The organism is Trinickia dinghuensis (assembly GCF_003367175.1).
GTDB lineage: Bacteria > Pseudomonadota > Gammaproteobacteria > Burkholderiales > Burkholderiaceae > Trinickia > Trinickia dinghuensis.
The window spans coordinates 1-24,393 of the sequence record NZ_QRGA01000024.1; the positions used below are offsets into that span (position 1 = coordinate 1).

22 protein-coding genes and 1 pseudogene are annotated in these 24,393 nt (G+C 59.9%); 15 read left to right on the forward strand and 8 right to left on the reverse strand.

All coding sequences use genetic code 11. From position 1 onward, the window contains the following. From DWV00_RS34415 to DWV00_RS31100, 6 genes are all read right to left on the reverse strand, one after another. On the reverse strand, nucleotides 1-284 hold a 284-nt coding region (locus DWV00_RS34415), incomplete at its 3' end, for a hypothetical protein (protein WP_220274753.1). Nucleotides 285-604: 320 nt separating this feature from the next. Next, entirely contained in the window at nucleotides 605-1,033 is a 429-nt protein-coding gene (arsN2, locus tag DWV00_RS31080; protein WP_115537518.1) for an arsenic resistance N-acetyltransferase ArsN2, read from the reverse strand. 104 nt (nucleotides 1,034-1,137) lie between these two features. Next, nucleotides 1,138-2,208: an ACR3 family arsenite efflux transporter gene (arsB, locus tag DWV00_RS31085; RefSeq protein ID WP_115537462.1), complete on the reverse strand. Its 1,071-nt coding sequence runs from the start codon at nucleotides 2,206-2,208 to the stop codon at nucleotides 1,138-1,140. A gap of 76 nt (nucleotides 2,209-2,284) precedes the next feature. Further along, complete coding sequence (locus DWV00_RS31090; RefSeq protein ID WP_115537463.1) at nucleotides 2,285-2,779, reverse strand: arsenate reductase ArsC; 495 nt, start codon at nucleotides 2,777-2,779, stop codon at nucleotides 2,285-2,287. Nucleotides 2,780-2,800: 21 nt separating this feature from the next. Continuing rightward, nucleotides 2,801-3,277 (reverse strand): ArsI/CadI family heavy metal resistance metalloenzyme, encoded by a 477-nt coding sequence (locus tag DWV00_RS31095; RefSeq protein WP_115537464.1) that lies wholly within the window; start codon nucleotides 3,275-3,277, stop codon nucleotides 2,801-2,803. Continuing rightward, nucleotides 3,274-3,609, reverse strand: coding sequence for an ArsR/SmtB family transcription factor (locus DWV00_RS31100; RefSeq protein WP_115537465.1), 336 nt, complete (start codon nucleotides 3,607-3,609; stop codon nucleotides 3,274-3,276). The genes DWV00_RS31095 and DWV00_RS31100 overlap by 4 nt, the downstream gene beginning before the upstream one ends. Nucleotides 3,610-3,834: 225 nt before the next feature. Here DWV00_RS31100 and DWV00_RS31105 point away from each other — a divergent pair, with 225 nt between their 5' ends. The 8 genes from DWV00_RS31105 (at nucleotide 3,835) to DWV00_RS31140 (ending at nucleotide 15,011) form a co-directional block, all read left to right on the forward strand. Then, on the forward strand, nucleotides 3,835-4,362 hold the full coding sequence (locus DWV00_RS31105; protein ID WP_115537466.1) for a PAAR domain-containing protein: 528 nt from the start codon (nucleotides 3,835-3,837) through the stop codon (nucleotides 4,360-4,362). Next, entirely contained in the window at nucleotides 4,359-5,108 is a 750-nt protein-coding gene (locus DWV00_RS31110) for a VRR-NUC domain-containing protein (protein WP_115537467.1), read from the forward strand. Before DWV00_RS31105 ends, DWV00_RS31110 begins: the two co-directional genes overlap by 4 nt. Nucleotides 5,109-5,118: 10 nt before the next feature. Next, nucleotides 5,119-6,333 carry a DUF3396 domain-containing protein gene (locus DWV00_RS31115; RefSeq protein ID WP_115537468.1) on the forward strand — a complete coding sequence of 405 codons (1,215 nt, stop codon included), beginning with the start codon at nucleotides 5,119-5,121 and terminating at the stop codon, nucleotides 6,331-6,333. Nucleotides 6,334-6,795: 462 nt separating this feature from the next. Then, entirely contained in the window at nucleotides 6,796-7,437 is a 642-nt protein-coding gene (locus DWV00_RS31120; RefSeq protein ID WP_115537469.1) for a hypothetical protein, read from the forward strand. Between the two features lie 7 nt (nucleotides 7,438-7,444). Further along, complete coding sequence (locus DWV00_RS31125) at nucleotides 7,445-8,662, forward strand: helix-turn-helix domain-containing protein (protein WP_115537470.1); 1,218 nt, start codon at nucleotides 7,445-7,447, stop codon at nucleotides 8,660-8,662. A 69-nt stretch (nucleotides 8,663-8,731) separates the two neighbouring features. Then, nucleotides 8,732-12,529 carry a hypothetical protein gene (locus DWV00_RS31130; protein ID WP_115537471.1) on the forward strand — a complete coding sequence of 1,266 codons (3,798 nt, stop codon included), beginning with the start codon at nucleotides 8,732-8,734 and terminating at the stop codon, nucleotides 12,527-12,529. 213 nt (nucleotides 12,530-12,742) lie between these two features. Next, on the forward strand, nucleotides 12,743-14,278 hold the full coding sequence (locus DWV00_RS31135; protein WP_115537472.1) for an ApeA N-terminal domain 1-containing protein: 1,536 nt from the start codon (nucleotides 12,743-12,745) through the stop codon (nucleotides 14,276-14,278). 112 nt (nucleotides 14,279-14,390) lie between these two features. Then, nucleotides 14,391-15,011: an RNA-binding protein gene (locus DWV00_RS31140; RefSeq protein WP_115537473.1), complete on the forward strand. Its 621-nt coding sequence runs from the start codon at nucleotides 14,391-14,393 to the stop codon at nucleotides 15,009-15,011. Nucleotides 15,012-15,087: 76 nt separating this feature from the next. Here the strand turns inward: DWV00_RS31140 and DWV00_RS35160 are convergent, their stop codons facing one another. Next, entirely contained in the window at nucleotides 15,088-15,411 is a 324-nt protein-coding gene (locus tag DWV00_RS35160) for an ATP-binding domain-containing protein (protein WP_245965109.1), read from the reverse strand. 601 nt (nucleotides 15,412-16,012) lie between these two features. After that, nucleotides 16,013-16,879: pseudogene (locus tag DWV00_RS35165) on the reverse strand (UvrD-helicase domain-containing protein); the annotation flags it as partial. Between the two features lie 1,028 nt (nucleotides 16,880-17,907). On the opposite strand from DWV00_RS35165, the gene DWV00_RS34790 reads away from it, so the two are divergent. The 7 genes from DWV00_RS34790 (at nucleotide 17,908) to DWV00_RS31180 (ending at nucleotide 24,188) form a co-directional block, all read left to right on the forward strand. Next, the gene (locus DWV00_RS34790; protein ID WP_245965110.1) at nucleotides 17,908-18,708 is read left to right on the forward strand and encodes a hypothetical protein; all 801 of its coding nucleotides are present in this window, start codon (nucleotides 17,908-17,910) and stop codon (nucleotides 18,706-18,708) included. A gap of 114 nt (nucleotides 18,709-18,822) precedes the next feature. Further along, nucleotides 18,823-19,791 carry a DUF932 domain-containing protein gene (locus DWV00_RS31155; RefSeq protein WP_115537474.1) on the forward strand — a complete coding sequence of 323 codons (969 nt, stop codon included), beginning with the start codon at nucleotides 18,823-18,825 and terminating at the stop codon, nucleotides 19,789-19,791. Nucleotides 19,792-19,867: 76 nt separating this feature from the next. Further along, nucleotides 19,868-20,863 carry a YqaJ viral recombinase family nuclease gene (locus tag DWV00_RS31160; RefSeq protein ID WP_115537475.1) on the forward strand — a complete coding sequence of 332 codons (996 nt, stop codon included), beginning with the start codon at nucleotides 19,868-19,870 and terminating at the stop codon, nucleotides 20,861-20,863. Between the two features lie 38 nt (nucleotides 20,864-20,901). Then, complete coding sequence (locus DWV00_RS31165) at nucleotides 20,902-21,819, forward strand: recombination directionality factor (protein ID WP_115537476.1); 918 nt, start codon at nucleotides 20,902-20,904, stop codon at nucleotides 21,817-21,819. After that, on the forward strand, nucleotides 21,816-22,889 hold the full coding sequence (locus tag DWV00_RS31170; protein ID WP_115537477.1) for a hypothetical protein: 1,074 nt from the start codon (nucleotides 21,816-21,818) through the stop codon (nucleotides 22,887-22,889). Before DWV00_RS31165 ends, DWV00_RS31170 begins: the two co-directional genes overlap by 4 nt. 55 nt (nucleotides 22,890-22,944) lie before the next feature. After that, nucleotides 22,945-23,754: a DUF4942 domain-containing protein gene (locus tag DWV00_RS31175; RefSeq protein WP_115537478.1), complete on the forward strand. Its 810-nt coding sequence runs from the start codon at nucleotides 22,945-22,947 to the stop codon at nucleotides 23,752-23,754. A 134-nt stretch (nucleotides 23,755-23,888) separates the two neighbouring features. Continuing rightward, nucleotides 23,889-24,188, forward strand: a complete 300-nt coding sequence (locus tag DWV00_RS31180; RefSeq protein WP_115537519.1) for a hypothetical protein — start codon at nucleotides 23,889-23,891, stop codon at nucleotides 24,186-24,188. The last annotated feature ends 205 nt before the right edge of the window (nucleotides 24,189-24,393 follow it).

The following is a 24,393-nucleotide window of genomic DNA, read 5'->3' on the forward strand; positions in this document are numbered from 1 at the left end:
GCGCCCCGGCAGGCGCCCGGCGCGGCGCACGCGACATCGCGCACCCGGTGGACGGCCGGCTCCGCTCGCGCAGCATTGCGCGGCGGGGCAGGCGCCCGGCGCAGCGCACGCCGCATCGAGCACCCAGCGGACGGCCAGCGCCGCTCGCGCAGCATCGCGCGCCCCGGCAGGCGCCCGGCGCGGCGCACGCCGCATCGCGCACCACGACTGTCGGCCAGCGCCGCTCGTGCAGCATCGAGCAGCAAGGCTTGCGGAAACCATTCAAGCGCTGATCTTCGGGCCATCTACAATCATCGACCGGCCCTTTGATACAAGCGGTTTCCAGGGCGATACAAACGCAGGTGTTTGTAGAAGCGAGCGGGATGTAGACCCATGAATGTAAACGGGTTTACAAGTGCCTCTTAATCCGTAGGTCGAGTGTTCGAGCCACTCACGCCCCACCAAAGATATCAAGCACTTAGCCCAGCCTACATGGCTGGGCTTTTTGCTTTCTGGATTTCGTGTAGGCACGGTGTAGGCATTTTAGGTCCGCATCAATCAACGCCAATCTATGTCAAATCGGGTGGAGACCTTGGTCGCAAGCCCCAAGGCTTCTCTCGTCTACTTAGAGCACCATGAGCATTGCGGTGGCCGACGCCGGGCACACGCCCTGGAATTGGCCGGACGCCAGCAGCGGAAGCGGTACCTCGCCACGCGAAATCCGCACGAAACCATTGTCAGCAAAGTAGCCTTCGGCCGTGGTGGTCAGCAGGACGACAGACGGAACCGCGTGACTCCGGCAGTCTGACAGAAGACGCGAAAGGATGGCCTTACCCAGACCTAAGCCGCGCACGTGCCCACTGACTGCGATCGAGCGGATGAGCGCAAAGTCGCCGTGGTACTCGACACCGCCACATGCCACGACACTGGAGTTGTCAACCGCTACGACGAAGCTGGCCCAGTGCTCCGCAACACCAGCCGTTGGCAAGCCACTAACTTCAAGGAGTGCCTCTATGGAGGCAAGGTCGGATGCGTATGCCGGACGAAGCTGCATTGTGTCGATCCTCAAGTGGCAACGGCTTCTGCTGGTTGGGGGGCCGCGCAGAAACGCGAAGTCTTCAAGTCCAGTACGGGCGATGTCCCGGGTGTCACTCAAGCTCAATGCCGCTCGTACCAGCCTTTGGACTGATTGACGATGCGCACCACCAGCAGCATGACCGGTACTTCGATCAGGACGCCGACGACCGTTGCCAGCGCTGCACCGGAATTGAAGCCGAACAAACTGATTGCTGCCGCGACCGCCAGCTCGAAGAAGTTAGACGCGCCAATGAGTGCCGACGGGCACGCGACGTTGTGCTTTTCTCCGACCGCGCGGTTGAGCCAGTACGCGAGCGCTGAGTTGAAGAACACTTGGATCAGGATCGGCACCGCGAGGAGCGCGATCACCAGCGGTTGCTTGAGGATCGCCTCACCTTGGAAGGCGAACAGCAGCACGAGTGTTGCCAGCAGGGCGGCGATGGACCAGGGGCCGATCTTCGCCATCGCAGCATCGAATGCCGCCTGTCCTTTCGACAGCAGCAGCTTGCGCCAGATCTGCGCGAGGATCACCGGGATGACGATGTAGAGCACCACCGAGGTGAGCAGCGTCGCCCACGGCACCGTAATCGCGGAAATGCCCAGCAGCAGGCCGACCAGCGGCGCGAACGCGACCACCATGATGCTGTCGTTCAACGCGACCTGCGAGAGCGTGAACAGCGGATCACCGCCCGTCAGCCGGCTCCAGACGAACACCATTGCCGTGCAGGGCGCGGCGGCCAGCAGGATCAGGCCAGCGATATAGCTGTCAAGCTGCCCAGCGGGCAGCATCGGCGCGAGCAGGTGCTTGATGAACAGCCAGCCGAGAAACGCCATCGAGAACGGCTTGACGAGCCAGTTCACGACGAGCGTAACACCAATGCCTTTGACGTGCTGACGGACTTCATGCAGCGAACCGAAGTCAACCTTGACGAGCATCGGGATGATCATCACCCAGATCAGCAATCCGACCGGTAGATTGACCTGCGCGTATTCCATTCGCCCGATCTGCTGAAACAGGCCGGGCAGTTCTTGGCCGAGCGCGATGCCTGCGACGATGCACAATGCGACCCAGACGGTCAGATAGCGTTCGAAGAAGTTGATGGCGGGCTTTGCGATCGCTTTTCTCGGCGGGGCGACGTTGGACGTGTTCATTGGACTGCTCGGCGGGCTGGCATTAGTCTCGAAGACGCTGGCGCCGCCGGAATTCGGCAGGCCGCGGTGCGAACAATTAGTTTTGAGAAATCTCGGTCAACGCCGTCTGGAGTTCGGGATTGCTCATGCGGTCAAGCGGCAGCGCCAGCAACTGCAGCATGCGATAGCTGATCGCCTGGCGCGTGAGTTCGAAGGCGAGCCGCTTGCCGTCATCGCCGCCCAGGGCGTTGGATGGATCGGCGTAGCCCCAATGCACTTTGACCGGGCTGCCGGGCCAGTACGGGCATGTCTCCGACGCCGCACCGTCGCATACCGTGATGACGATGCGCATTTCGGGCGCGCCGTCGCCGACGAATTCGTCCCAACTCTTGCTGCGGTAATTGCTGACGTCGACACCAGCGGTCATCAGCGCATCCAGCGCGAAAGGATTGAGCCGGCCGCTCGGCGCACTGCCGGTGCTATAAGCGTGCACGTCTTTGCCGAGCTTCGCAGCCCAATGGTTGAGCACCCCTTCCGCCAGCACGCTGCGCGCCGAGTTATGGGTGCAGAGAATCAGTACGTTCGTGGTCATGTGCGAAGGCCCGGTTTTATCTCAGCAACAGGAAGATTTCACCGGCACGCCGACCGGCTTGCCGCGCGTGGGGGAACAGCAGGCGGAAGCGTCGACATTCTCAGCCGCCAGCGCCGTGCGGGATTCACCGAAGGTCGGAACGTCGCCGAGGGTTTGATAGGTCTCCCATGCGAGGCCTTGCGGATCGACCGTCCAGTATTTGTCGGAGCGCGCATAGCAGCACGCCGCTCCGATTTGCTCGTCAAGGGGCAGCGCAGCGCCGCTAAGGCGCGTATGCATTTCTGCGAGTTCGGCCTCGTTCTCGACCTGCACACCAAGATGGTCGAGCCCGGGCGCCGCGCCGCGCTGCGAGATCGCGAAATTGACCCTCGGGTCCTCGAGCATCCACTTGGCGTAATCATCCTTGACGACAGTCGGCTCTACCGCGAACAACGCCGAATAGAAGCGAATGCTGTCGGCGAGATTGGCTACGCTGACATGGACGTGAAAGCGTTTCATGATTGATGCTCCTTGGACGTCGAACATGCGGCCGCTGGCGAGCAGGGATTGCCGCCGCAGCAGTTCTCCGTGAGATAAGCCAGCAGGCCGTTCATTGTTGCGAAGTTCGCGCAATAGAAAACGAAGCGGCCTTCCTGGCGGCTGGTGACGAGTTGCGCATGAGCCAACTCCTTCAAGTGAAAGGAAAGCGATGACGGAGGCACGTCGAGCAACGTGGCGATTTGGCCTGCCGGCAAACCTTTGGGTCCCGCCTGAACCAGGGCGCGGAAGACGGCGAGCCGAGACTCGTGTGCGAGTGCCGCAAGCGCGGCAATGGTGTGATTCGTTTCCATATTTTCATAATAGTCGAAATATCGAATTCAGCAAAGGCATTTCGATATGGAGCTCCAATGGGTCCGTCTTCATCGGGCGAACTGCCGCTCGCTTGCGACTTCGACCTATCGCCGACAGTACCGCGCCGAGAAAGTGGCACCTGAAAACTGGCATCGTTAACAGGATGGCCCCGGGAAAACCCGCTGTGCTACATTCCTCCGACTAAAAAAGAGAGGGCATGCATTATGGGTTTTGCATTTATCCGCGAGGGCGACACGACCTCGCACGGCGGGCGCGTGCTTGCCTGTTCGCCGGAGAACAAGTCAGACGGCGTCGCCCTCGCACTCTTGGGTGACAAGGTGTCGTGTCCCAAGTGTGGTGGGATCTATCCGATCATCGGGGTCAAGAATCTCGGCGTGACGTTCGACGGTCGCCCCGTAGCCTCCGAAGGCGACACGACCGCATGTGGCGCAACGCTTATCGCGTCGCAGAACAACACGACCGCCGAGCCGACGTCCGGCCCCGGTGGTGCTGTCGGCGGGGGAAAGAGCGTTGTGTCTGATACCAACGCGCAAACGCCCCATCGAGGCAGATTCCAGGTGCTCGACGACGTCACCCGCCGCCCGGTCGCCGGTCATCCCTACACCATCAAATCGTCGGACGGACAGACCGTGCAGGGGAAGACCGACGCTAACGGGTTCACCGAATGGCTCGAGGGGGACGAGGGTTCGTCGCTGATGTTCAGCCACCCGGGAAGCGAGAGCGCAGAATGAGCGGTTACGGCTCCGGCTACTCGACGGGCGGCACCGCCTCCGGTGACGGTCGGACCACGCAGGTCGGTCTGCAGAGCGGGTTGTCGCCCAAAGACCGAGCCGTCTTGTGCGATACCGTTTGCAACTGCAAAAGGATCGGCGTGGCCTCGGTCGATGGCAAGATCCAGCGTCAACGATGCGTCATGCAACGGCTGAACTACCAAGACATGGTTTCGCAGCTCACCACCGGCCAGCGAACGGTATACCGTCCAGAAGTCGCCTACGACATGCGCCCCGACGTGCCAACGCCGATCATGAGTTCTCAAGACCCGCTCCAGCCGCATCCGTTCCTTCCAAACTGGCTGAACAAGTATTGGCCCGGCGGCTACGCCGAGTACAAGAAGTTGGCGGGGCAAGGCTTGATTCGTCGGCCAGACGTTATCGTAGTCAACGACCCCGATCAGCCACCCGTGCAGTCGAACATCAAAATGTGCGTGGAAATGAAGTTTCCGCCCGACGACTTTAGTCGTGAGCAGCGGACGGACTACATTCGGATTGCAGGCGGGCCGAACAAGTTCGAGCGGATTGGTCCGGCGGAATGCAAGTGCGGCGAGGAAAAGGAGGACACTGAGACCTCGAAGTCCACGCAGTCGAAAGCCTCCAAACAATCCGATCTTGAAGATCTCTTTGGCGGTGGCAGCAGTCCGTCGATGGGCGGCGGATCGCCGCCCCTTCCGCCGATGCCTCCCCTTCCCGTTTTCCCGTGAGCACGTTGTCATGACGGATGAAGAAATCGCAGCATGGGCGAAAGATCCTCGCCGCGCGGACACACTCCCTTTCGGGCTGTTTGAGCCCGCGTACAGAAAGGGCATCGCAGGCGCTGCGCTCGTCGTGCGCGGGGTCCTGTATTTCCGGAACGGGTACACACCGACGGTCCGGAAAGCGTTGGTGCAATGCTTTGAGCAGTACGCCGCGATGGTGGACGAGTATCACCATGCCCTTGAAGTCGCGGCCGGTCATAAGCCCTCGAAAGAAGGTCCCCTCCGATGGTTTTACACGGAGGGCAAGCAGCCGATGGCATACGAGAAGGCCCCGGCGTTCGAGCGTCTAGCGACATCAACGCCAGGGGATACATCGCTTGTCGCGACGATGACCAGCGCCGACCACAAACTTGCAACCGGGTTCTACGAGTTTTCCGTGTTTGCGCTAGGCGAATGGAAAGCGACGCATAACCGCGGGCTCGATACCCTCGTTTTCACCGTTCCTCGAGCGTTCCTGGAACAGCGGCCGGGCAAGTTTCAGGCATTGTTCACAGCGATTTGCGAAGCACTGCCCATCGTTCATGGGCACGCCGGCTACGGCGTGAATCTTCCGCCAATGGAGCTTAACGCGAACGAGGCGAGCGAATACTTTTACGCCCGTCGCTACGGGCCGGGCATCGACGTCGGCGACCCCATGGGTTACAGCACCGTGATGCTGGAAGGGGCGATCAAAACGGTGGACTGGATCGTCGCGCTGAACGCGGACCTCGTGCGCGCCGCCGGGGGAGCCGACTCGCTCACACTGCCGCCGGACTGGTACGTGCGCCAGCCGTTGGGCGACGGTGGCTTGGTCGTCCAAGCGGGCGTTGCACCGCAAGCCAGTGTGTCCGCCGGGCCGGGGAAACCTCCGCTGCCCCCGCCGGCGTACGTGCTGCTCGACGCGGCGCTACGTCCCCTCATCGCCGAGAAGATGGACATCTTGCAGAGCGGTACGCTCGACAGCACCGCACCGCTGCTCAACACGACCATCGCCACGGAAGCTTGGTTGAAGCGCTTCGCTCTGCCGCCGGACCAGGTGACTGAACAATGGCGCGAGTTGCATAAAACGCCTACTGTCAATAGCAGCAAAGCCGCGGTCGCGGCCAATCTCTCGCGGTTTCGGAAGGCCATGGGACTGCCCGAGCCCGTTCCATCGAACAAGTTCGGATACGACGGTGGCTCGCCGGGCTAACCAACGTTTGGTGCAACACAGAAACGGGGCCGCGAGGCCCCGTTGTCATGTGCGCGTTGACCGCTCCGAGCCTGCCACCTGAACACCAACAGGTCAGGTCGGCTCCCGCCTCGGCCCTTGCAGCGGTGCTGTGACTGGCAATCCTCGTATGAGCACGCCGTACAATCAGTCGTTCGCCGGCGGCCCCTTCGAATTCTCGCACAACAACGTATTTGAGGCCGCTTGGAACATGGCGGCGACCGTGCCAAACACCGGTCCAATGTGCTAGAGCATTTGAGCGCAGCTCGAGCGCGACGTAAAAGTCGCATCTGCCACGTCTTCGCTTGAAGTCATATCAGTTTACGGTCCAACGGAACCCATAGCCGGGGCTCCGGCGTCGCCGCCCTCACCCCATGGCGACTTCCGGTTTTTACACCACATTTGTGGTAGAGTAACCGGAAGCCAACTTCTGGGGTGTGCCCAATGCACGCAACCATCGTTTTCTACGAACCTGCCGATGTCGATACCCGCCTCGCCTCCCTCGAGCTAGACCGGCAGGTACTGATCGATGCCGTGCTTCAAGCGCTCATGTACCGAGCGCGTTTAACGGCCCATCATCCTAGGCTGTATCGGCATTCCGTGTTGACCAACGAGACAGTAGCCGCCCTGCGGGATCTTCTGGTCCCACGTGGCTGGGAAAAGCAGGACGAAGGCAACTACGAACTCGTCGTCCATCCAGCACTTGGCGTCGCGATTGCCGTCGCCTCGGGCGATGATGCGACCGGCCTTAAGGACTTCACGCCGTCCAACAAGAGCGAAAAGGGTCCGCGTACCGTAAAGGCAGTTGACGACAACCGGACGGCGGATCTCTTTCCCGAGACACTGCCGCCGGTACAGGACGAAGAGCGCGTGCTCGACACATGGATCCTGCTGCATCACCTTGACGGTGACGAGATCCGTCTTGAACTCTCCCGTCCGAACGGTTACGACTCGACGCAGCATTTCGTGACTTCGTGGTCCGAGCGCATTGTGCTTGGCCCGATTGATCTCGACGGCGAGCCGACCGTACTGCCGATTCCGCAATCGCCCGATATTGATGTTGTTGTCAGCCGTAAATCTGCCTGAGTAAGTGATGTTCAACCCAAAACGGTTCTCGCTAGCACGACGTCGGCGAGGTCTCACCAAGCGCGAGGTCGCTGAACGCATTGATGTCAGCGAGCGATCCGTGTCTGCCTATGAACGGGGGGATCAGGAGCCAGAGCCGTCAAACGTGCAGCGCATTGCAACTGCGCTAGGCTTCCCCGAGGCGTTCTTTTTTGCCGGCGATCCCAAAGAGCTGTCGGGTAGCCTCGCGAGCTTCCGGTCGATGTCGAAGATGAGCGCACGCCAGCGTGACAGCGCGCTCGGTTCCGGTGCGATCGGACTAATGCTCAATGAGTGGCTGGAGAAAAACTTTAACCTGCCTGCCCCAGACCTTCCAGACTTAGGACGCGAGCCGGGTCAATTGACAGAGCCTGCACGTCTGCAACACTTCGAGGAGAACATTGCATTTCCGTCTACAGAGACGGCGTATGGTCCGGAGGCCGCGGCAGAAGCGCTACGCTCGCAGTGGGGGCTTGGCGAACAGCCCGTGAAGAACGTGATTGCGCTACTCGAGTCCAAGGGCGTCCGTGTGTTTTCGCTGGCGATCGACGCGAAAGAAGTCGACGCGTTCTCGATGTGGCACGGCGGTACGCCATTCATGTTTCTGAATACCTACAAATCAGCGGAGCATTGCCGCTTTGATGCGGCACACGAGCTGGGCCACCTAGTGCTTCATCGGCACGGACAGACTCAGGGACCAGAGCTAGAGCGCGAAGCCAATGCATTCGCTTCAGCGTTTCTTATGCCTCGCAAGAGCGTGCTGGCTTATGCGCCGCGCGTGGCGACCCTGCCAGGGCTCGTGCGGGCGAAGCATTACTGGAAAGTCTCGGTCGCCGCACTGAACTACCGACTGCACGCTCTAGGCATGACCACCGACTGGATATATCGGACGTTGTGCATTCAACTGGCAGAAGCGGGCTACCGAACGAGCGAGCCGGAGCCAGCCCCGCATGAGAAGTCGCTCGTGTTGGAAAAGGTCTTCAAGACATTGCGTGACGAGGGGACATCGCGTTCGGACGTTGCCGATACGCTTGCGATTTCGCCGAAGGAGATCGACGCCTTGACGTTCAACTTGATGCTCAACGTGCTGGCGGGTGGTGGCGAAGGCGGGCAATCGACGGGACATGCAAAACGTGACGCGCTTCGGCTAGTCCATCCGCGTGATGTCGCAGATTCCAAGAAGCGCAGGCGACCGAAAGCGGAGTAGCAGGATCGCTGCTATCCATGTGTATCCGCCCAACTGAGTGGCAACCCAAGGCTGTTCCGAGGCTTCGCAATGTTCGATATAACCCCTGACGACATAAAAGAGCTGAACGACGTGGATCTGCGGATACTCGTCGGAAGGCTTTGTGAAGCCGAACTGAGTCGCCGCGGATTCTCTCCGGCTGCCGTTACCTATGGAGGTAGTCAGACGGCAGCCGATGGCGGGCTTGATGTACGAGTGGAACTGCCCGCCAACGCCGAGATAGACGGATTTATTCCTCGTCGGATAACAGGCTTTCAAGTGAAGACGCCCGATATGGCTCGGGCAGCTATCATCGACGAAATGCGTCCTCGAGGTGCCATTCGACCGGTCATTCAGGACCTAGCCAGCAATGCCGGCGCGTACATCATAGCCTGCTCGACGGGTACGGTCGCGGACATACGTTTGCGCGAACGCCAGGAAGCCATGCGCGAGGGCCTCGACGGGGCCTTGAACTCGGATCAGTTACACACGGACTTTTACGATCGTACGCGTCTCGCCACGTGGGTCCGTTGCTTCCCAGGACTCGTGGCATGGGTCAAACAACGGATCGGCCGCTCGTTGCGTGGTTGGCGGCCCTATGGGGCCTGGAGCGGTGCTGCCGAGGGCGTCGATGCCTCCTACCTTGTTGATGAGGGTCTTCGGCTTCATGTTGGGCGGGCCGACGAATCTCCCCGATCGATCGTGGACGGCTTGGAACAGCTTCGTAGCGAGCTGGCGCAGCCGGGCAAGATCATACGTTTGGTCGGTCTTTCAGGTGTTGGTAAGACTCGCCTAGTCCAGGCTCTTTTTGACGATCGCATTGGAACCAGGGCCCTGCCAATGTCCTTGGCCGTCTATACCGATATGTCGGATGATCCGGATCCTCAACCAGTTGGCCTCGTGTCAAACTTGATTGCGAGCGGCACGCGCGCAATCTTGATCGTTGATAATTGTCCACCCGAACTACACCGTCGATTGGCGGAGGTGTGTAGTGACCAGTCGAGCCGCCTGAGCTTGCTCACGGTCGAATACGACGTGCGCGACGATCAACCAGAAATGACACAGGTCGTCACGCTCGACGTGTCGTCACCTGAATTGCTCGAGGTACTCGTCCGCCGCAGGTACCAGCACATCTCTCCCGTCGACGCACATCTGATTGCTGAGGCAGCTGGCGGCAACGCACGCATTGCGCTCGCGCTCGCGCAAACAGTCGAGCGTACGGAGACAATTTCGGGCCTTTCCGATGAACAGCTGTTTGAGCGTTTGTTTCGACAACGACACGATCCCAGCAATGCTTTAGTGCTTGGCGCGCAAGCCGTCTCGCTCGTGTACTCCTTTGAGGGTACAGCGTTGGACGGCGAGGCAGCGGAGTTGCCTCGCCTAGCGGCTCTCGTGGGACAGCCCTCGTTGGAAATATTAAGGCACGTAGCCGAACTGCATCGACGAGGGTTAATCCAATGTCGCGGCGCTTGGCGGGCACTCCTCCCTCATGCCGTCGCTAATCGGCTTGCGACGCGTGCCCTGGAAGAAATCCCGTTTGGGTTGATCGAACAACAACTGATTTCGAGTGGCGCAGAGCGCTTGGCCAAGTCCTTCTCACGACGTCTGTCGTACCTGCATCGCTCGCCGCAGGCTACCTCGATAGTAGAGCGGTGGCTCGCGCCCGGTGGCTATTTGGGCAACGTGGCTGCTTTCGACGATTTGCGTCTCGCTATGTTTGAGAACGTAGCGCCAGTGTGTCCTGAGGCGGCACTTGCGGCGCTCGAGCGATGCCGTACACAAGGCCAGGAGAATGCTATCGCCGTTTGGCAAGGCCACGTGCGACTGCTGCGCTCGCTTGCCTATGAACCGGTGCTGTTTGCGAGATGCACAGCCCTGCTGGCGGAAGTGGCAACGCAAAGCCGCCATCAAGTGGATGCCGACGGGGCAGCCAATGTCTTCACTTCTCTATTCACCGTCTGCTTGTCGGGTACCCTGGCGACCGTGGATCAACGGGTCGATGTGATAGAAAGGCTTCTGATCAGTGACGATCCAAAGACACGAGCCTTGGGCCTTGCTGCGCTGAATGAGGCGCTTAAGACCGATCACTTCAGTTCGCAATATTCCTTCGAGTTTGGCGCTCGGTCGCGCGGCTATGGCTACGCGCCAAGGTCGCACGATGAGGTCGCGCGCTGGTACGAAACTGTAATTTTGCTGATTGAGCGAGTGGCCGCGTCGCATACGGTACTGGGACCAGAACTGCTCGCAGTCCTTGCGCGGCATCTGCGTGGACTCTGGCGATCGGCCGGCGTCCCGGATCGGCTGGAGTCCTTATTCCGGGAGCGTGCATCGAACGGCTTTTGGCGGGACGGATGGGTAGCGTGCCGGCAGGCGCTTCATTACGACAGCGCGGCGCTTCCGCCGGAACTCGTCGCCCGCTTGTCGGCGCTTGAAGTCAGCTTGAGGCCTGTGGATCTCGCGGATCAGGTGCGAGCTGTGGTGCTCGGGAGTACTTCAAACGGATTGAACCTAGAGGAAATCGAGGTAGATGAAGATGTGGCGCGCTCTCTTGAAAGATTGGAGGCTCAGGCTTTTCATCTTGGTGAGGCTATCGCGAGAGATCGAGCAGTGCTAACCGGCCTTATGCCCGAGCTTGTCGCCGGAGGCAACAAGGCCTGGGCTTTCGGGCGAGGCCTTGCGAGTGGGGCTGGGGATGCAGTTGACGTGTTCGATCTGTTTATGGATGCCCTGGCGCAACGAGACCCGCAGCAGCGCAATGTCCAGGTTTTGCGTGGATTTTTCTCAGAGCTGTGGGAACGAGACCGCGAAACTGCGCAGCGTTTGTTCGACCGTGCGCTTGCCGAACCGATTCTTGCCGCGCAGTTCCCAGAATTGCAGGCATCCGTGCTTCTTGATGAGCGCGCAGCGGAGCGACTTGGTCAGGCGATTGCGTCTGGGGTGCCGCCGCTTTGGCAGTACCGCTATCTCACGTTTGGTCGGGTGACGGACTCGCTCGACGGAGACCGCTTCGGTCGCCTCATACTCTCGCTCGCGGACAGGATGGCTGAGGAGGGCGTCGACGTCGCGCTTGAGATACTAGCAATGCGATTGTTTGCCGATCGTACGGACAGGAGGACGCACGAGCCAGAGCTAATCGACGCAGGGATCCACTTGTTGCGCTTGGTTCGATTCGGCAACGACGATGCCGAGAAAGACTATCACCGTGCGCTGGTGGCCGAAGCCTGTTTGACGGCAGCTGATTGCGCGACAGTTGCAGGCTTTGTCGTGGCTCGTCTGATCGAGGCAGTTGTAGCGCATCGAACTAGCTTGACGGAGAACACTCAGCTCCTCGGCGCCCTACTCAAAGCTCAGCCCGCAGCGGTATTGGACGTTTTATTTGCTGGTGACTCGGAAGAGCGCGTGGAAAGCGTGGCGGCGCTCGGACAAGTCCACGGCGATCGTGCGAGCCCCGCTGATACCGTTTCATGTGAGGTACTGATTGAATGGTGTAATCGTGACCCCGATCGACGCTACCCCTTCGCTGCCGCTCTTGTCCGGTTTGCTGTTCGCCCGTCATCGGGCGCCCCCCTGCAATGGAGCGCACAGGCGTTAGCGCTGTTATCGTCCGCCCCCGACCCGCAGGCTGTACTTAATCGGTTCGCCGAGCGCTTTGTTCCGCGAAGCTGGAGTGGCTCACGTGCGGCGGCGATGGAAGAAAACGGGCGTCTTTTGGACGAACTGCGGATTGTTGGACGAGACGATTTGGGGGCCGTGATTGACGCTACAAAGGAACAGCTTGCACAACGCGTCGCGCGAGAGCGCCAGGCAGAGACGGATCGTGATCGAACGCGCGACGAAAGATTCGAGTGACCGAACAGCTGTTAGCGGCAGACCATAAAGTCGTTATCGAGCGTGACGGCGCTCCTTTGGAAACGAGATGCCAAGCACCGGCGGTCGTCGCTGCCGGGTCGGGTTGGTTTCAGTTACGACACCGTTTCCTTGGCACAGTGAGATGAGATATGCGTTGGCTGCTGTGTGCCTGAATCGACGACGAAGTCGCGCAGAGAAGCGAGGAGCCCGACGGTGACTGTTCCGGCGATACTCTCGGGCAGGCTCCGCATTGTTTCACTTGATCAAGGGATCGGGGCGATGAAGAAGAATTACATCCTGGACGAGCAAGGGTACTTCTGGTGGCATGACGAAAAATTTCCGAATACTCAGTTCGCACCTGAACATCATGTCACAGGGTGGTTGAAGATTGCGGACGATGGCGAACTGCGCCTCGAACTAGACGGCATGCTGAAAGACGATCAACATCCGTTCGCACAATTTGCCGACAACGTTTCTTCAAGACGGTCACCGCGACCAATACAAGGGATCACGAAGAGGACGGGCAAAAAGATACTGCTGATCGACGCGGTGGCGACTGACGGTCATTTCAGATCGAATAGCTTTTCGTTCGAGAGATACTTCGCGACGATGTGCTTGGTTGGCGACAACGGGTTCGCAAAGAATGGAAAGGTTCCGCGATTCTCGCAAATCGAACTCGATTTGACAGGGTTTGAGAACTGGCTCCGACTGGGGACGCTCGACGTGAAGCGGACGAAGCGTGTTATGAGGCTCCGGTGTGATGCTGCACGCGATGTCGTGTACAACACCGGGGTCGGAAAGCTCACGTTTGCGAAACATACGGATGTCATTGAGCCCAATGGCCTGCATCGTTTCGAAGCCAAGGTCCGTGAGTACATGACGCTCACATTCACGAAGAAGTCGGCGCTTTCTGCAGAACAGGTGCGAGAGGAGTTCGGGGCGCTACAGGATCTCATGACCCTGTTGACGAATTCCCACTTCTCGCTGGCATGGCCTACCGTGCAAGTTTCCGGCAGCAATAGGCGATTCACCTTTTATTTTCGCCGTCTTACAAGCTCTGCATCGCCGCCGGAACTCCATGAACTTTGCACCAATTTCGTCGATCTGAAGGATTCGTTCGGTGAAATCTACGCAGCATGGAGGACCAAGCGCGAGGTGTTCGGCCCAGGCTTCTATTCGTATTTGTCGACCCGTAGAGATGTAAACCTCTACGTCGAGAATCGCTTCTCGAATCTGGCTCAAGGAATGGAATTCTTTCACCGAACGAAACATGGGTCGGAGCAGCCAAGTAGCGCGCTACGGGAGAAAATCGATCGTATCCTTGCCGAGCTTAACTTGGAGAAGGACCGAAAGTGGCTCGCACGAAGGCTGCAACACGCTGCCGAACCTATGTTGGAACAGCGCCTATGTACGATGTTCGAGGCACTGCCATTCGACATCGATGAACAGCGGCTTAAATCATTCGCGAAAGTATGTGCCGACATCCGTAACGATTTGGCTCATTTTGGTGGGCAGCGCACGCGCGAGCAGTCCGCGAATTTCTTGCAAGAGCTTTCATGGAAGGCGGACGCGCTGGGATTTTTCTACCACATGACCTTGCTGAAGGAGATCGGTTTGAGCAATGAGTCGATCAAGGCATGGCTAATGCCGGGACTTGCAACTATGCACGCGAGAGAGTCAATGGTGCAGGCGGGCTTAATGAATCGAGAAAAGGTGAATACGAACCAGACCCGCCCCCAGGAGAGCTAATCTACATTGGACAGACCCACACATTGCGCTGCCGACATAAAAGCCTGGTAGTTCAACTGCGACATTCCCAGCAAACAGATAGCGCTCGCATCGCCCTCGGACGGAAGTCACAATGACCGATCAAATCACCTCGTGGGATCCCTGGGTCTACATGCGCACTCATCGCTTCGGCCGTCGGCCGCTGATACTGGGTGAGTCGCCGTCGCCGCAGGCCCCGACGGTGTCCTGGTTCGACGATGCCAAGAGCACCCGAAACTTGGCGTCTGTCATCTTCGGGGCAGCCACAGAGACGAAGATGTTGAAAGATTCCTTCGAGATGCGAAACGTGTTCGAGACGCATTTGGGAAGGAGCCGAGACGGTTTTTCTGTGTTTGATTCGGATGGTGCGGCGATCCGTCTCCAGCAAGAATCTGATGCCGGCCTCTTTGACGATCGCGTGACATTTTTTCTCGGCTTGCGGGTCGCTGCTGGCCTTTCTAGGACGCGTTCGTACGAGCCGGTACTGTCGGAAGACAGCCGATTCGTCGCATCCCACGGCTGGATAGATTGGCTTCCTGTCGGCGGGCGTTCTGATGCGCTCGGGTTGTATCTCATTGTGCCGCATCCGCAGTCCTACGACTTGCGATACAAGCCAGAAGACTTGGTCAAGTTGTCTGCATTGTTTCGTGCCTCATTCGGCTTGCCTCCGCTCGATTTCCCTTTCAGTCTCTCCGGGGCGTTTGCCAGTTGGTAGGCGTCTACGAACGTTGCTCATGCGAGATGCGCTGACGAAGCATCCTCCAATACCGACGTCCGATCCCGGGCGCAATTCACGCAACACCGCTGCTCCTCGCAAGCGCCTTGACAGGCGGCCAGGAGGTCCACGTCTTCCCGCAGCTCCAACGGTGGCTACACGCATGAAACCACTGTCGCTTTTTGGGGTTGTATTGTTTGAATACCAGACCATGGTCGCATTTCGGACAATGCGGTGGCAGCTCTCGCGTTCCTTCAAAGAGCACGGTTCCGTCCCGATGCGTATGCAAGAGTTCCAGAGCGTATGGCGAGGGGAAGCGTTGATGGGCAAGCAGCACCACCTGATGCTTCGCTCGAGTCATTGCAACATAAAACAGACGGCGTTCGTCGGCATCCGCCATTGCCTCTTTCGGGGGCAGCACAAGTTGTAGCAGCGGATCGTCTTCTCGCTCGCTCGCTCGGGAAACAGAAGAAATCCTGTTCGGCGCGATACATGCCGACAACCAACACGTAGTCCGCTTGCAAGCCCTTTGAGGTATGCATCGTTGTGTAAAGGCTCGGAGGGTCCTTCTCGTTCGTCTTGATAAACTCGATGCGGTCCTCCCACTTTTGATCTAGCTCGGAAATCTGCTGAGCAGTGAGTCCCCCGGCATGGCGCTTACCGTAACGGCCCAAGATGAACACTGAGGGCTTGCTCCCCTCGGGATGCCGCGCTACCCAGTTGGCCAGGATCCCGTCGACGAGATCTACGAGTTCCCGATCAGACTGATACATCCGCACGTCGATCACACTGTCGCGCGTCCAGTCATATGCGTCGACAGTCTTCGGCATCTGGCTCGCGTTGCGTAGAACAAAGGTACGTGCGACATCCGCTATTCCTTGATTACTTCGGAAAGTCTGCGTCAGTTCACATCGTTTGCTCGCGCCCGCGCGGCGGTTGAACGCAGCACCGAATTCGCGAAAAAACCGCAGGTCGGAGCCCGCGAAGCGATTGATCGCTTGCCAGTCGTCACCAACGGCAAACAACAGGGTGTCCGGGCGCGCGGACAACATCTTACGAATCATGTCACCTCGTCCCGGAGCTGTATCTTGAAATTCATCCACCAGGACAAACCGATAAGGCAGTAGCCCTGGATTTTGATGTAGATAGCCCAACGCCCGCCGAATCATCTCGTCGAAGTCGAGGCACTTGTCCGCTCTGAGTAATTCATTCACCGCGGCAACTATCGGCCATACTACTTGCAAGAACAGCCGTGCCCTAGCTGGCTCACGCTGTTCGCCAATGCGCTCGATTAACGTTTTTTCGTCCCAGCCGTTCTGCCGAATCTGAGAGACTGCTCGGTCAACGAGATCGAAGTCCTCGGTCATGCCAACGGTCTTGAGCTTATCGAGCACCTCCTGCGACGAACGGGGGCTCAGTTCGATTCCGGCGGCCCGTAGACGCTCCCCAAGCTTACTGAACAGCGTTCCATCTCTGAATTCGGCACTTGTTGTCCAGAAGTGACGCGCGTCGAGTTCCGCCAGCACCCGCTTTTTTCGCTCAGCCTCTTCGACGTATCTCTTAGGATCTTTGAAGAACGCTGGCGCTTCTCCGTTCTCATTGAGCGCGAAGTGCTCGTGAACGATAAGCATGTTCGCGGCACCGTTGCGAACACTATAGGTAAAGTCCGGCGTCCATATCGCTCCGGGACAAAGCCGTTCGGAACCTTGCAAATACGCAGCCTCGTACTCGAAATCGACGCCGTTGAGATACAGCCAGTTGGAAATGGCCACTTCCTCGAAAGATCTGACAGGCTTCGTGCATCCCATCGTAAGAATTCCGGGGCCTTCTTCCTTGTTTCTGTAGCCGAATTTTCGTTGGCGCCACATGCCGCGCAGGTATTCCAGGTACTCCTCTTCCGAGTGAAAGCGCGCTTCGACCGGGCTAGGAAAGCGCGCAACTGTTTGCAGAAGCAGCCAGTCGGATGCGAACGCTGGGTTCTTCTTGCACTGTTCTATAGCCCTTTGCAGCCGGCTATCATTCTCCGAAGACTTCGATACACGCAGGCGCCGACCTTCGACTCGTTCGACGATCTGACGGCCGAGAGAATGAAATGTGCGCGATTCAATGCTTAAGCCGTTGTCGAGGAGCGCCTTGATGCGGCTCTTGATCTCTGGCTCGATGGGACAGGCATCAATATTCGCGCCCCATCTTGGCTCAAGCAACGCAAGTACGAGATCGCCTGCTTAAGCGCATCGGTAACTGACAGCGGCTTTGCGTGCGGGCTTCTACTGCGCATATACGCGCCGTCTAATCGGTCCTTTAAGGCCGCCACCCGACCAAGGATGCTCTCTCGTTCTCGCGCAGTCAGATACCTGTCTGCCGACTGTTCTCGCTCGATCTCTCGCCACAGGGGAACAAGTACATCCTGGTCTGCCGCGAGATCAGTTTCCAGCCTTTGCAGTGCCACAGCCTTCTTGCGAGCAACTGCGGAGACAAGCCGTGCGGCCTCTGAATGGGACAGCCCACGCAACGGCTGCACGTCCATCCCCTCGATGCGTACTGACGACCAAATCAACCCACGTCGATTGTGTAGGGATACGTCCAGCACCGAGGCATTGACGTCGTTCGCGGCACTGATCCGCACGCCGTCCACGTCGACTTCTGCTATCCAACGCGCTGTCAAACCTAACCGACACGCCCAAACCTGAGGCGAAAACAACTCTTTGCCGCTTTCGAACATTGTCTCTCTTGCCTTGTGCATGCGGTATGGGTATCGCGGGCCGACAATGGCAACCGCTACGTATCCGCGAAATCCACTATCTCAAAAATCAGAAGATTAGCGCAATCAGGCATTCAAAAATCTTTCGATCACATATCACCCTCCTGAACGCGGCCAGCAACGGCCGCTCCGCCGATGCAATCCCGCGTCGGTGCAATTCGTTCAGGAGCCTTCGTGAATTTTTCTACTCATACCGCTTTGCTGGCCGCCCTAATGGTCGCGCTCGTCGCGATCTTCGCGCTGGGCTTCTACTGGCTCGCCGCCAAGCGGCGATCGATGGGTGCCCATTCGCCTATCGCCCAGCCACCCGTTCGCGGCGCCACCGTCCAGCGCTCGGCATTCGACATCAGCGAACTTGACGAATGGGAAGCGCTCGCACACTACCCCGATCACGTCCTACGTACCATGCAGGAGGCCAGCGCCGAACCACCAAACATCCACTTACCGTTCGGACGCCCCGACGAAGCCGCCCCTGCGCCCCTCACACCCGACGTACGCCGCGACCTGCACGACGCTCTTGAGCCGCTGATGAGCGCGGCGGCCAAGCTAGAACCGGCATCGGCCCAAGCACCCGCCAAGCCAGGCCCATCATCATCCGAGCCGGTGCTTCGTTGCCCGAGGTGCTTGTCCTCGCGTATCGATACGCGCAACCGCGCCCGCAAGGCGGGCAGCACCATTGGCAGTGTTGCAGGAGCCACAGGTGGTATGGCGGCAGCACTTGCCGGCGCGGAAACAGGCGCGGTCGTGGGTTCGATCGCCGGACCAATCGGTACCGTATTCGGTGGCCTTGCCGGCGCGGTGATCGCCGGCCTCGTCGGCAGCGCCGCAGGCTGTGCGGCCGGCTCTGCGGTCGGCGGGGCGATCGACGACAACGTGCTCGACAACTATCAATGCCTGGCATGCACGCACTCGTTCAGCGTGAAGCAAGCCGTCTGAATCCGCTCTCACTACCACGCTGTCGCCAGCGCGGCGCCCTCTCTTCTCCTTTCCATTTCCAACCTGTCCGGCGAGCGCCGGGCTGTATGCACGCGTATATTTTCAGGAGGCTTTATGCATCTCGTTCAAACCATGGCCTATGTCGACGCCGAACCTTGGCACGGCCTCGGCAACAAGCTCGCCCCGAACCAGCCAATAGAACTGTGGGCCGAACGCGCCGGCATGAACTGGCGCATCGAAGAAGCCGAAGTACGCTTCGTCGCGGCCGGCAATCGGAGCCTCGGCTCGATTCACGCATTCCCCGAACAAAAGGTTCTCTACCGCTCGGACACCAAGGCTGCGCTCTCCGTCGTGTCCGCTCGTTATCAGGTCGTACAGCCCCGGGAAATTTTGGAGTTCTATCGCGATCTCACTGAAGTGGGTGGCTTTCAGCTCGAAACGGCGGGCGTGCTGAAGGAAGGGCGCAAGCTGTGGGCGCTCGCGCGCACCGGCCAGAGCGCAACCCTCAAGGGCAGGGATGAGGTGAACGGCTATTTGCTGTTGGCGACGGCCTGTGATGGCACGCTCGCCACCACGGCCCAGTTCACATCGGTCCGCGTCGTCTGCAACAACACCCTCCAAATTGCGCTCGGAGATAGCGCCAGCGCGGTCAAGGTCCCGCACCGCTCGCAGTTCGACGCGCAAGCCGTCAAGCGTCAGCTCGGCATCGCGATCTCGTCGTGGGATGCCTTTATGGCTAGAACCAAGGCACTCGCGGAACGCAAGGTGTCGGACTCCGCTGCCGAAGCGTTCCTACGACGTGTGCTCACCTATTCAACACCCAACGTCGCTGATCGCGATGCGCTCGCCGTCAACGAACGCGCGATCAAGGCTGTGGGCCAACTGTACGCAGGCCGCGGCAAGGGCGCTGATCTCGCTTCGGCGACTGGCACCGCTTGGGGCCTGCTCAACGCTGTCACCGAATATGTGGATCACCACCGCCGCGCGCGTAGCGACGACCACCGGCGCGATGCTGCGTGGTTCGGACAAGGCTCGACCATCAAGCAGCGTGCGTGGGATGAAGCGCTCAAGCTCGTCGTGTGAGTCAGGTTTCTCCCATTTCCCATCATCCTCGGTCCGATCAGGTTCCCTGCCGGGTCGCTTTGTTTTGAGAGGCACTATGAGTGCAGTCCAACCCGACGGGCCACGTACGCGCCGACCGGCGCTCAAGCTCGTCAAGACGCAGGAATTGAGCCGCGACGACTGGCTGGCCGTTCGTCGCACCGGCATTGGCGGATCGGATGCCGCTGCAGCTGTGGGGCTCAATCCGTATCAAAGCCCTTTGGAGCTTTGGCTCGATAAGACCGGGCGCGGAGAAGGCATGCCGTGCCCCGATCCAAGCGACACAACTTCGCCCACCTATTGGGGGACGCTGCTCGAACCCATCGTTGCCGCGTCCTACACCAAGCAAACCGGCAATCGTGTTCGACGTGTCAACGCCGTTCTACGTCACCCGACAATTCCCTTCATGCTCGCCAATGTCGATCGTGAAGTGGTGGGCTGCCGGGATGTCCAACTGCTGGAATGCAAGACGGCGGGCGAGTTCGGCGCGCGCCTGTGGCGAGCAGGCGTGCCCGAATACGTCGAACTGCAAGTACAGCATCAGCTCGCCGTGACAGGCAAGCAGGCAGCACACGTTGCCGTACTGCTCTGCGGGCAGGCGCTCGAGGTGTATCGGATCGAACGCGACGATGCACTGATTGGCCGGCTCGTTGAACTCGAGAGGCGCTTCTGGCGATTCGTTGAGTCCGACACGCCACCGCCGGCGGACGGGTCCGAATCTGCGGATCGAGCACTGCGCCATCTCTATCCGGGCAACGGGGGCACGGTCGATTTCACAGACGACCGGCAACTCTCGTCGGTGTTCGCTGACCTCGTTGCTGTACGCGAGCAGATCGAAGCGCACCAAGCAATCGAAGCCCAGTTGAAGCAGACGATTCAGCAGGCGATGGGCGAGGCAACACGTGCAGTGTTCGAGACCGGTGCGGTCTCGTTCAAGCGCAGCCGCGATTCGTCCACTGTCGACCTGAGACGGTTACTCGCCGAACACCCGGAGTTGCAGCAGCAATACGCCGATTCGAAGCACGGTTCGCGGCGCTTTCTCGTTTCCTCCTGATTTCCGCTTTTTTACCTTCTTCTTTCCTGAGGACCACCATGCTCAAGGGGCTAGCAATTACCCCGCCCGTCGTCGGGCGGATTTCTATTGGGCGCATTGTCGAACGCGCAGGCAAGCGACTGCCCGAAAAAGACGATCAGTTCACCCTCACGACCCAAGTTCAACAACGCGGCGAGTGGCTGCTCCATCCACTCAACGAACAGCTTCACAAAGCCACATCGGGCAAGCTACGCGCTATTCCCGTCCGAATGCTCTTCAACGATCCGGATCTGAACCTGCGGGCCGACTATTCACTGTTCGCTCGCGAAACCGGCCGGCCCATGTGCGTCGGCAACGGCGAAACGTGCCGTCGCGTTGCGGGGGACGGCATCGAAAACCTGCCCTGCGCGTCGCCCGACGGATGCTCATTTGGTCAGCAAGGGGGTTGCAAGCCATATGCTCGGTTGAACGTGCTCATCGGCGACGAGGACGAGATGGGCTCATTCGTCTTTCGCACGACCTCGTTCAATTCCATCCGCACGCTCGCAGCGCGCTTGCATTACTTCGCGGCGGTGTCCGGCAACCTCCTCGCCTGCCTGCCGCTGGAATTGAAACTGCGGGGCAAATCGACGGCGCAGAGCTACCGCTCGGCGATCTACTACGTCGACCTTTCAGTGCGCGTAGGCAGCACATTGGAAGAGGCGCTGACGCAGGCGCGCGAACTCGACGCCCGGCGTAAGTCCGCTGGGTTCGACCAGGCAGCGCTCGACACCGCCGCGCGTCTTGGGTTCGCCAATGGAGCGTTCGAGGATAGCGCTGAAGAGCAGGCGGCGGTGGCCGAGGAATTCTATCCGTCATCGGAACCGGCGAAAGCGAGCAGCGAACCTCCGCCCACCGAGCCCGGATCGCCCGCCCGGCCAACGCTGCGCGAAAAGCTCGAGCGACAGGCCGTGCTGCTCGGGGGAGCGGCGGCATGACGACGCAGCGCTGGGCGTTGGCCTTAGCGGTTGCGGCCACGGGTACGGCCGTCACGCTCTCCATCCTGTCCGGATGGCAGCGAGGCGGCACGTTGCCGGAGCGGCTTGTGTGGGTCGCGATCGGAGTTGTACTCGTCGTGGCCGCTCATCTGTTACCGGCGCTCGCGCACGCAGCGGCCCCACGGTTTCGGGTCGTCGCCACGGGATTGTGGCTAGGCTGCATGGGGGCTACCGTGTTTGGTCACGCGACGTTCTTTCTCTTGGCGCAAATGCACGCTGGGGAGCGGCGCGCCGCGTCGGTCGCGCAGCCAGCGTTGCCAGCCGGTCGCAGTCTTACGGTCGTCATGGCCGAACGCGCGGTAGTAGAGACGCAGCTCGCTTCCTCCGGCGTTCGGCGTTGTGTGGGCTACTGCCCAAGCCTGCAAGCGCGTCGCGCGTCGCTTGCTGCGCGACTCGACGCGCTGAACGCCGAAGCCGGTGATATCCGGCGTCGTGAGGGTCAGGACGATCGAGTCACAGCCCAACGTGACGCGTTACTCGCCGATCCGGTCACGTCGCGACTCGCGGCCTTACTTGGCACGACTGCCGCGCGCGTCGATCTGCTGTCGGGACTGATGTTCGCCGCAGTCCTGGAAGGGGTGGCTTGCCTACTGTGGGTACTCGCACTAGGGGAGACGCCGTTACCAGTCCCGGTACCAGTCGTGAGCGAGCCGACGCTAACAGCAGTCGCGCCGGTCGCTGCCTCGACTGCCCTACCCGCCGAGACTCAACCGGCAGTCACGGTCAGCACGGAAAGTCACGCCGACGAGACCACGAGTCTCGGAAGCGCATTGCTCAGTCACAACGGTACGACTCCCAGTCGCGCCCCCCGCGACGATCCGCTTTCGCCGTTACCGGACATCGGCCTCATCGATGACGACCTGTCCCGACTCATGCGAGACGTTACTGCAGGGCAAGTGCGCCCCACCGTCGCCGACATTCGCCGCCACCTCGGCTGCTCGCAGGCGAAGGCAACCGCGCTGCGCCGCCAACTCGGCGCACGCCACGCGGCGGACCACTCAGCGGCATAGACGCTGGGCCTCGCGCCCGGCGTTTCTTCTTCAACCATCTGCCATACGGAAAGCCATGGATACAACGACCGACGTCGTCAAGAGCGTCAGCATTGTCAATCTCGCCAACCAGCGCGTCGCTGTCGTCGAGCGCGTACACGCCGCGCTCGATCTCCTCGCCGAAGCCGAACGAATCGCAAAGACGGCTCACCTCGGTTTTCCTCGACTCGTACTCGACGACGCTTACGCCTGTCGCGGCAGGCCCTCCGTTACCGGAGAGTATGCAAAACGCGACGAGGCTGAGGGTGCCATCGTCCGCGTCATCGACGTACGCGGCTGGAGCTATCTGCTCTCCGAGTCAGGTTTGCGCACCTTCATGGATGCCCAAGCCCGAGAGCAATGGGATCGACAGCTTTCTGAAGGCGATGTGCCCGAACTGACGGCAGCCAATATCGAAGCGACGTTCGCACAACTGTACGGCGCTCGCGTGGATATGTTCGAGCGCGGCGTGATCCAGTGTTTCCGGCGTTTGTCCTGGGATTACAAGACCAATCGTCCATTCAAGTTCGGCAAACGGATCATCGTGAAACGCCTGCTGTCGGACGGCTGCACGAATCATCGCGTCACCGACGAACTGGACGACCTCGTGCGCGCGTTCTGCATACTCGACGGCAAGTCCGAGCCGGATCACCGGCTTGGGACCTATGCCCTCGTCTCGGACGCGCGACAAGCACGGCACAGCGAAGCTGAACACGCCTACTTTCATTTACGGTGGTTCAAGAACGGCAACGGGCATCTGACGTTCGCGCGGGCCGATCTGGTTGAGCGCATGAACCTCATTCTCGCGAGGCACTACCCGAACGCACTCGCCGCGGAAACTCGGTAGCTCGCGGCCTTCTGACGCGGCAAACGCCGCAGACGGACCCCATCCCGTCTCGCCCTTTTCCCGATTGGTTTCAACGCTCACGCATCCGGCAGGACCGGAGGCTAGTGCTCGACCGTTTCCAGGAGAAATTTATCTTGAATGTTCCTTCGACCCATCACACTGGTCCGCGCTTCAAGCTCGGCCGCATTCTTGCCACGCCCGGCGCCCTGGAAGTCATCGCCGATGCCCGCGTTTCGATCGTTGACCTACTGATTAAGCACCTGCGCGGCGACTGGGGTGATCTGTCCGATTCCGATCGCCAACAGAACGAACAAGCAATCGTTGCCGGACAGCGCATCGTATCGAGCTACGTCCTAGCGAACCGTCAAACGGTATGGCTCGTCACGGAAGCGGACCGCTCAGCCACCACATTCTTGTTATCGGGGGACTATTGAAATGGCGGCCGACCGTCTCCCATCCAAGATCCGCATGCAAACGCGCGTACAACCTGGCTGCGTCTTTGTCTCCTTGGGCGTGCTCAATGCACTGAGCGCCGTCCGAGTCCCGCTCGTCCATTTCCTCATTCGCCACATGCGCGGTGACTGGGGCAGACTGAGCGACGAGGACTGGCAGCGCAACGAAAAGGCTAACGTGACCGGA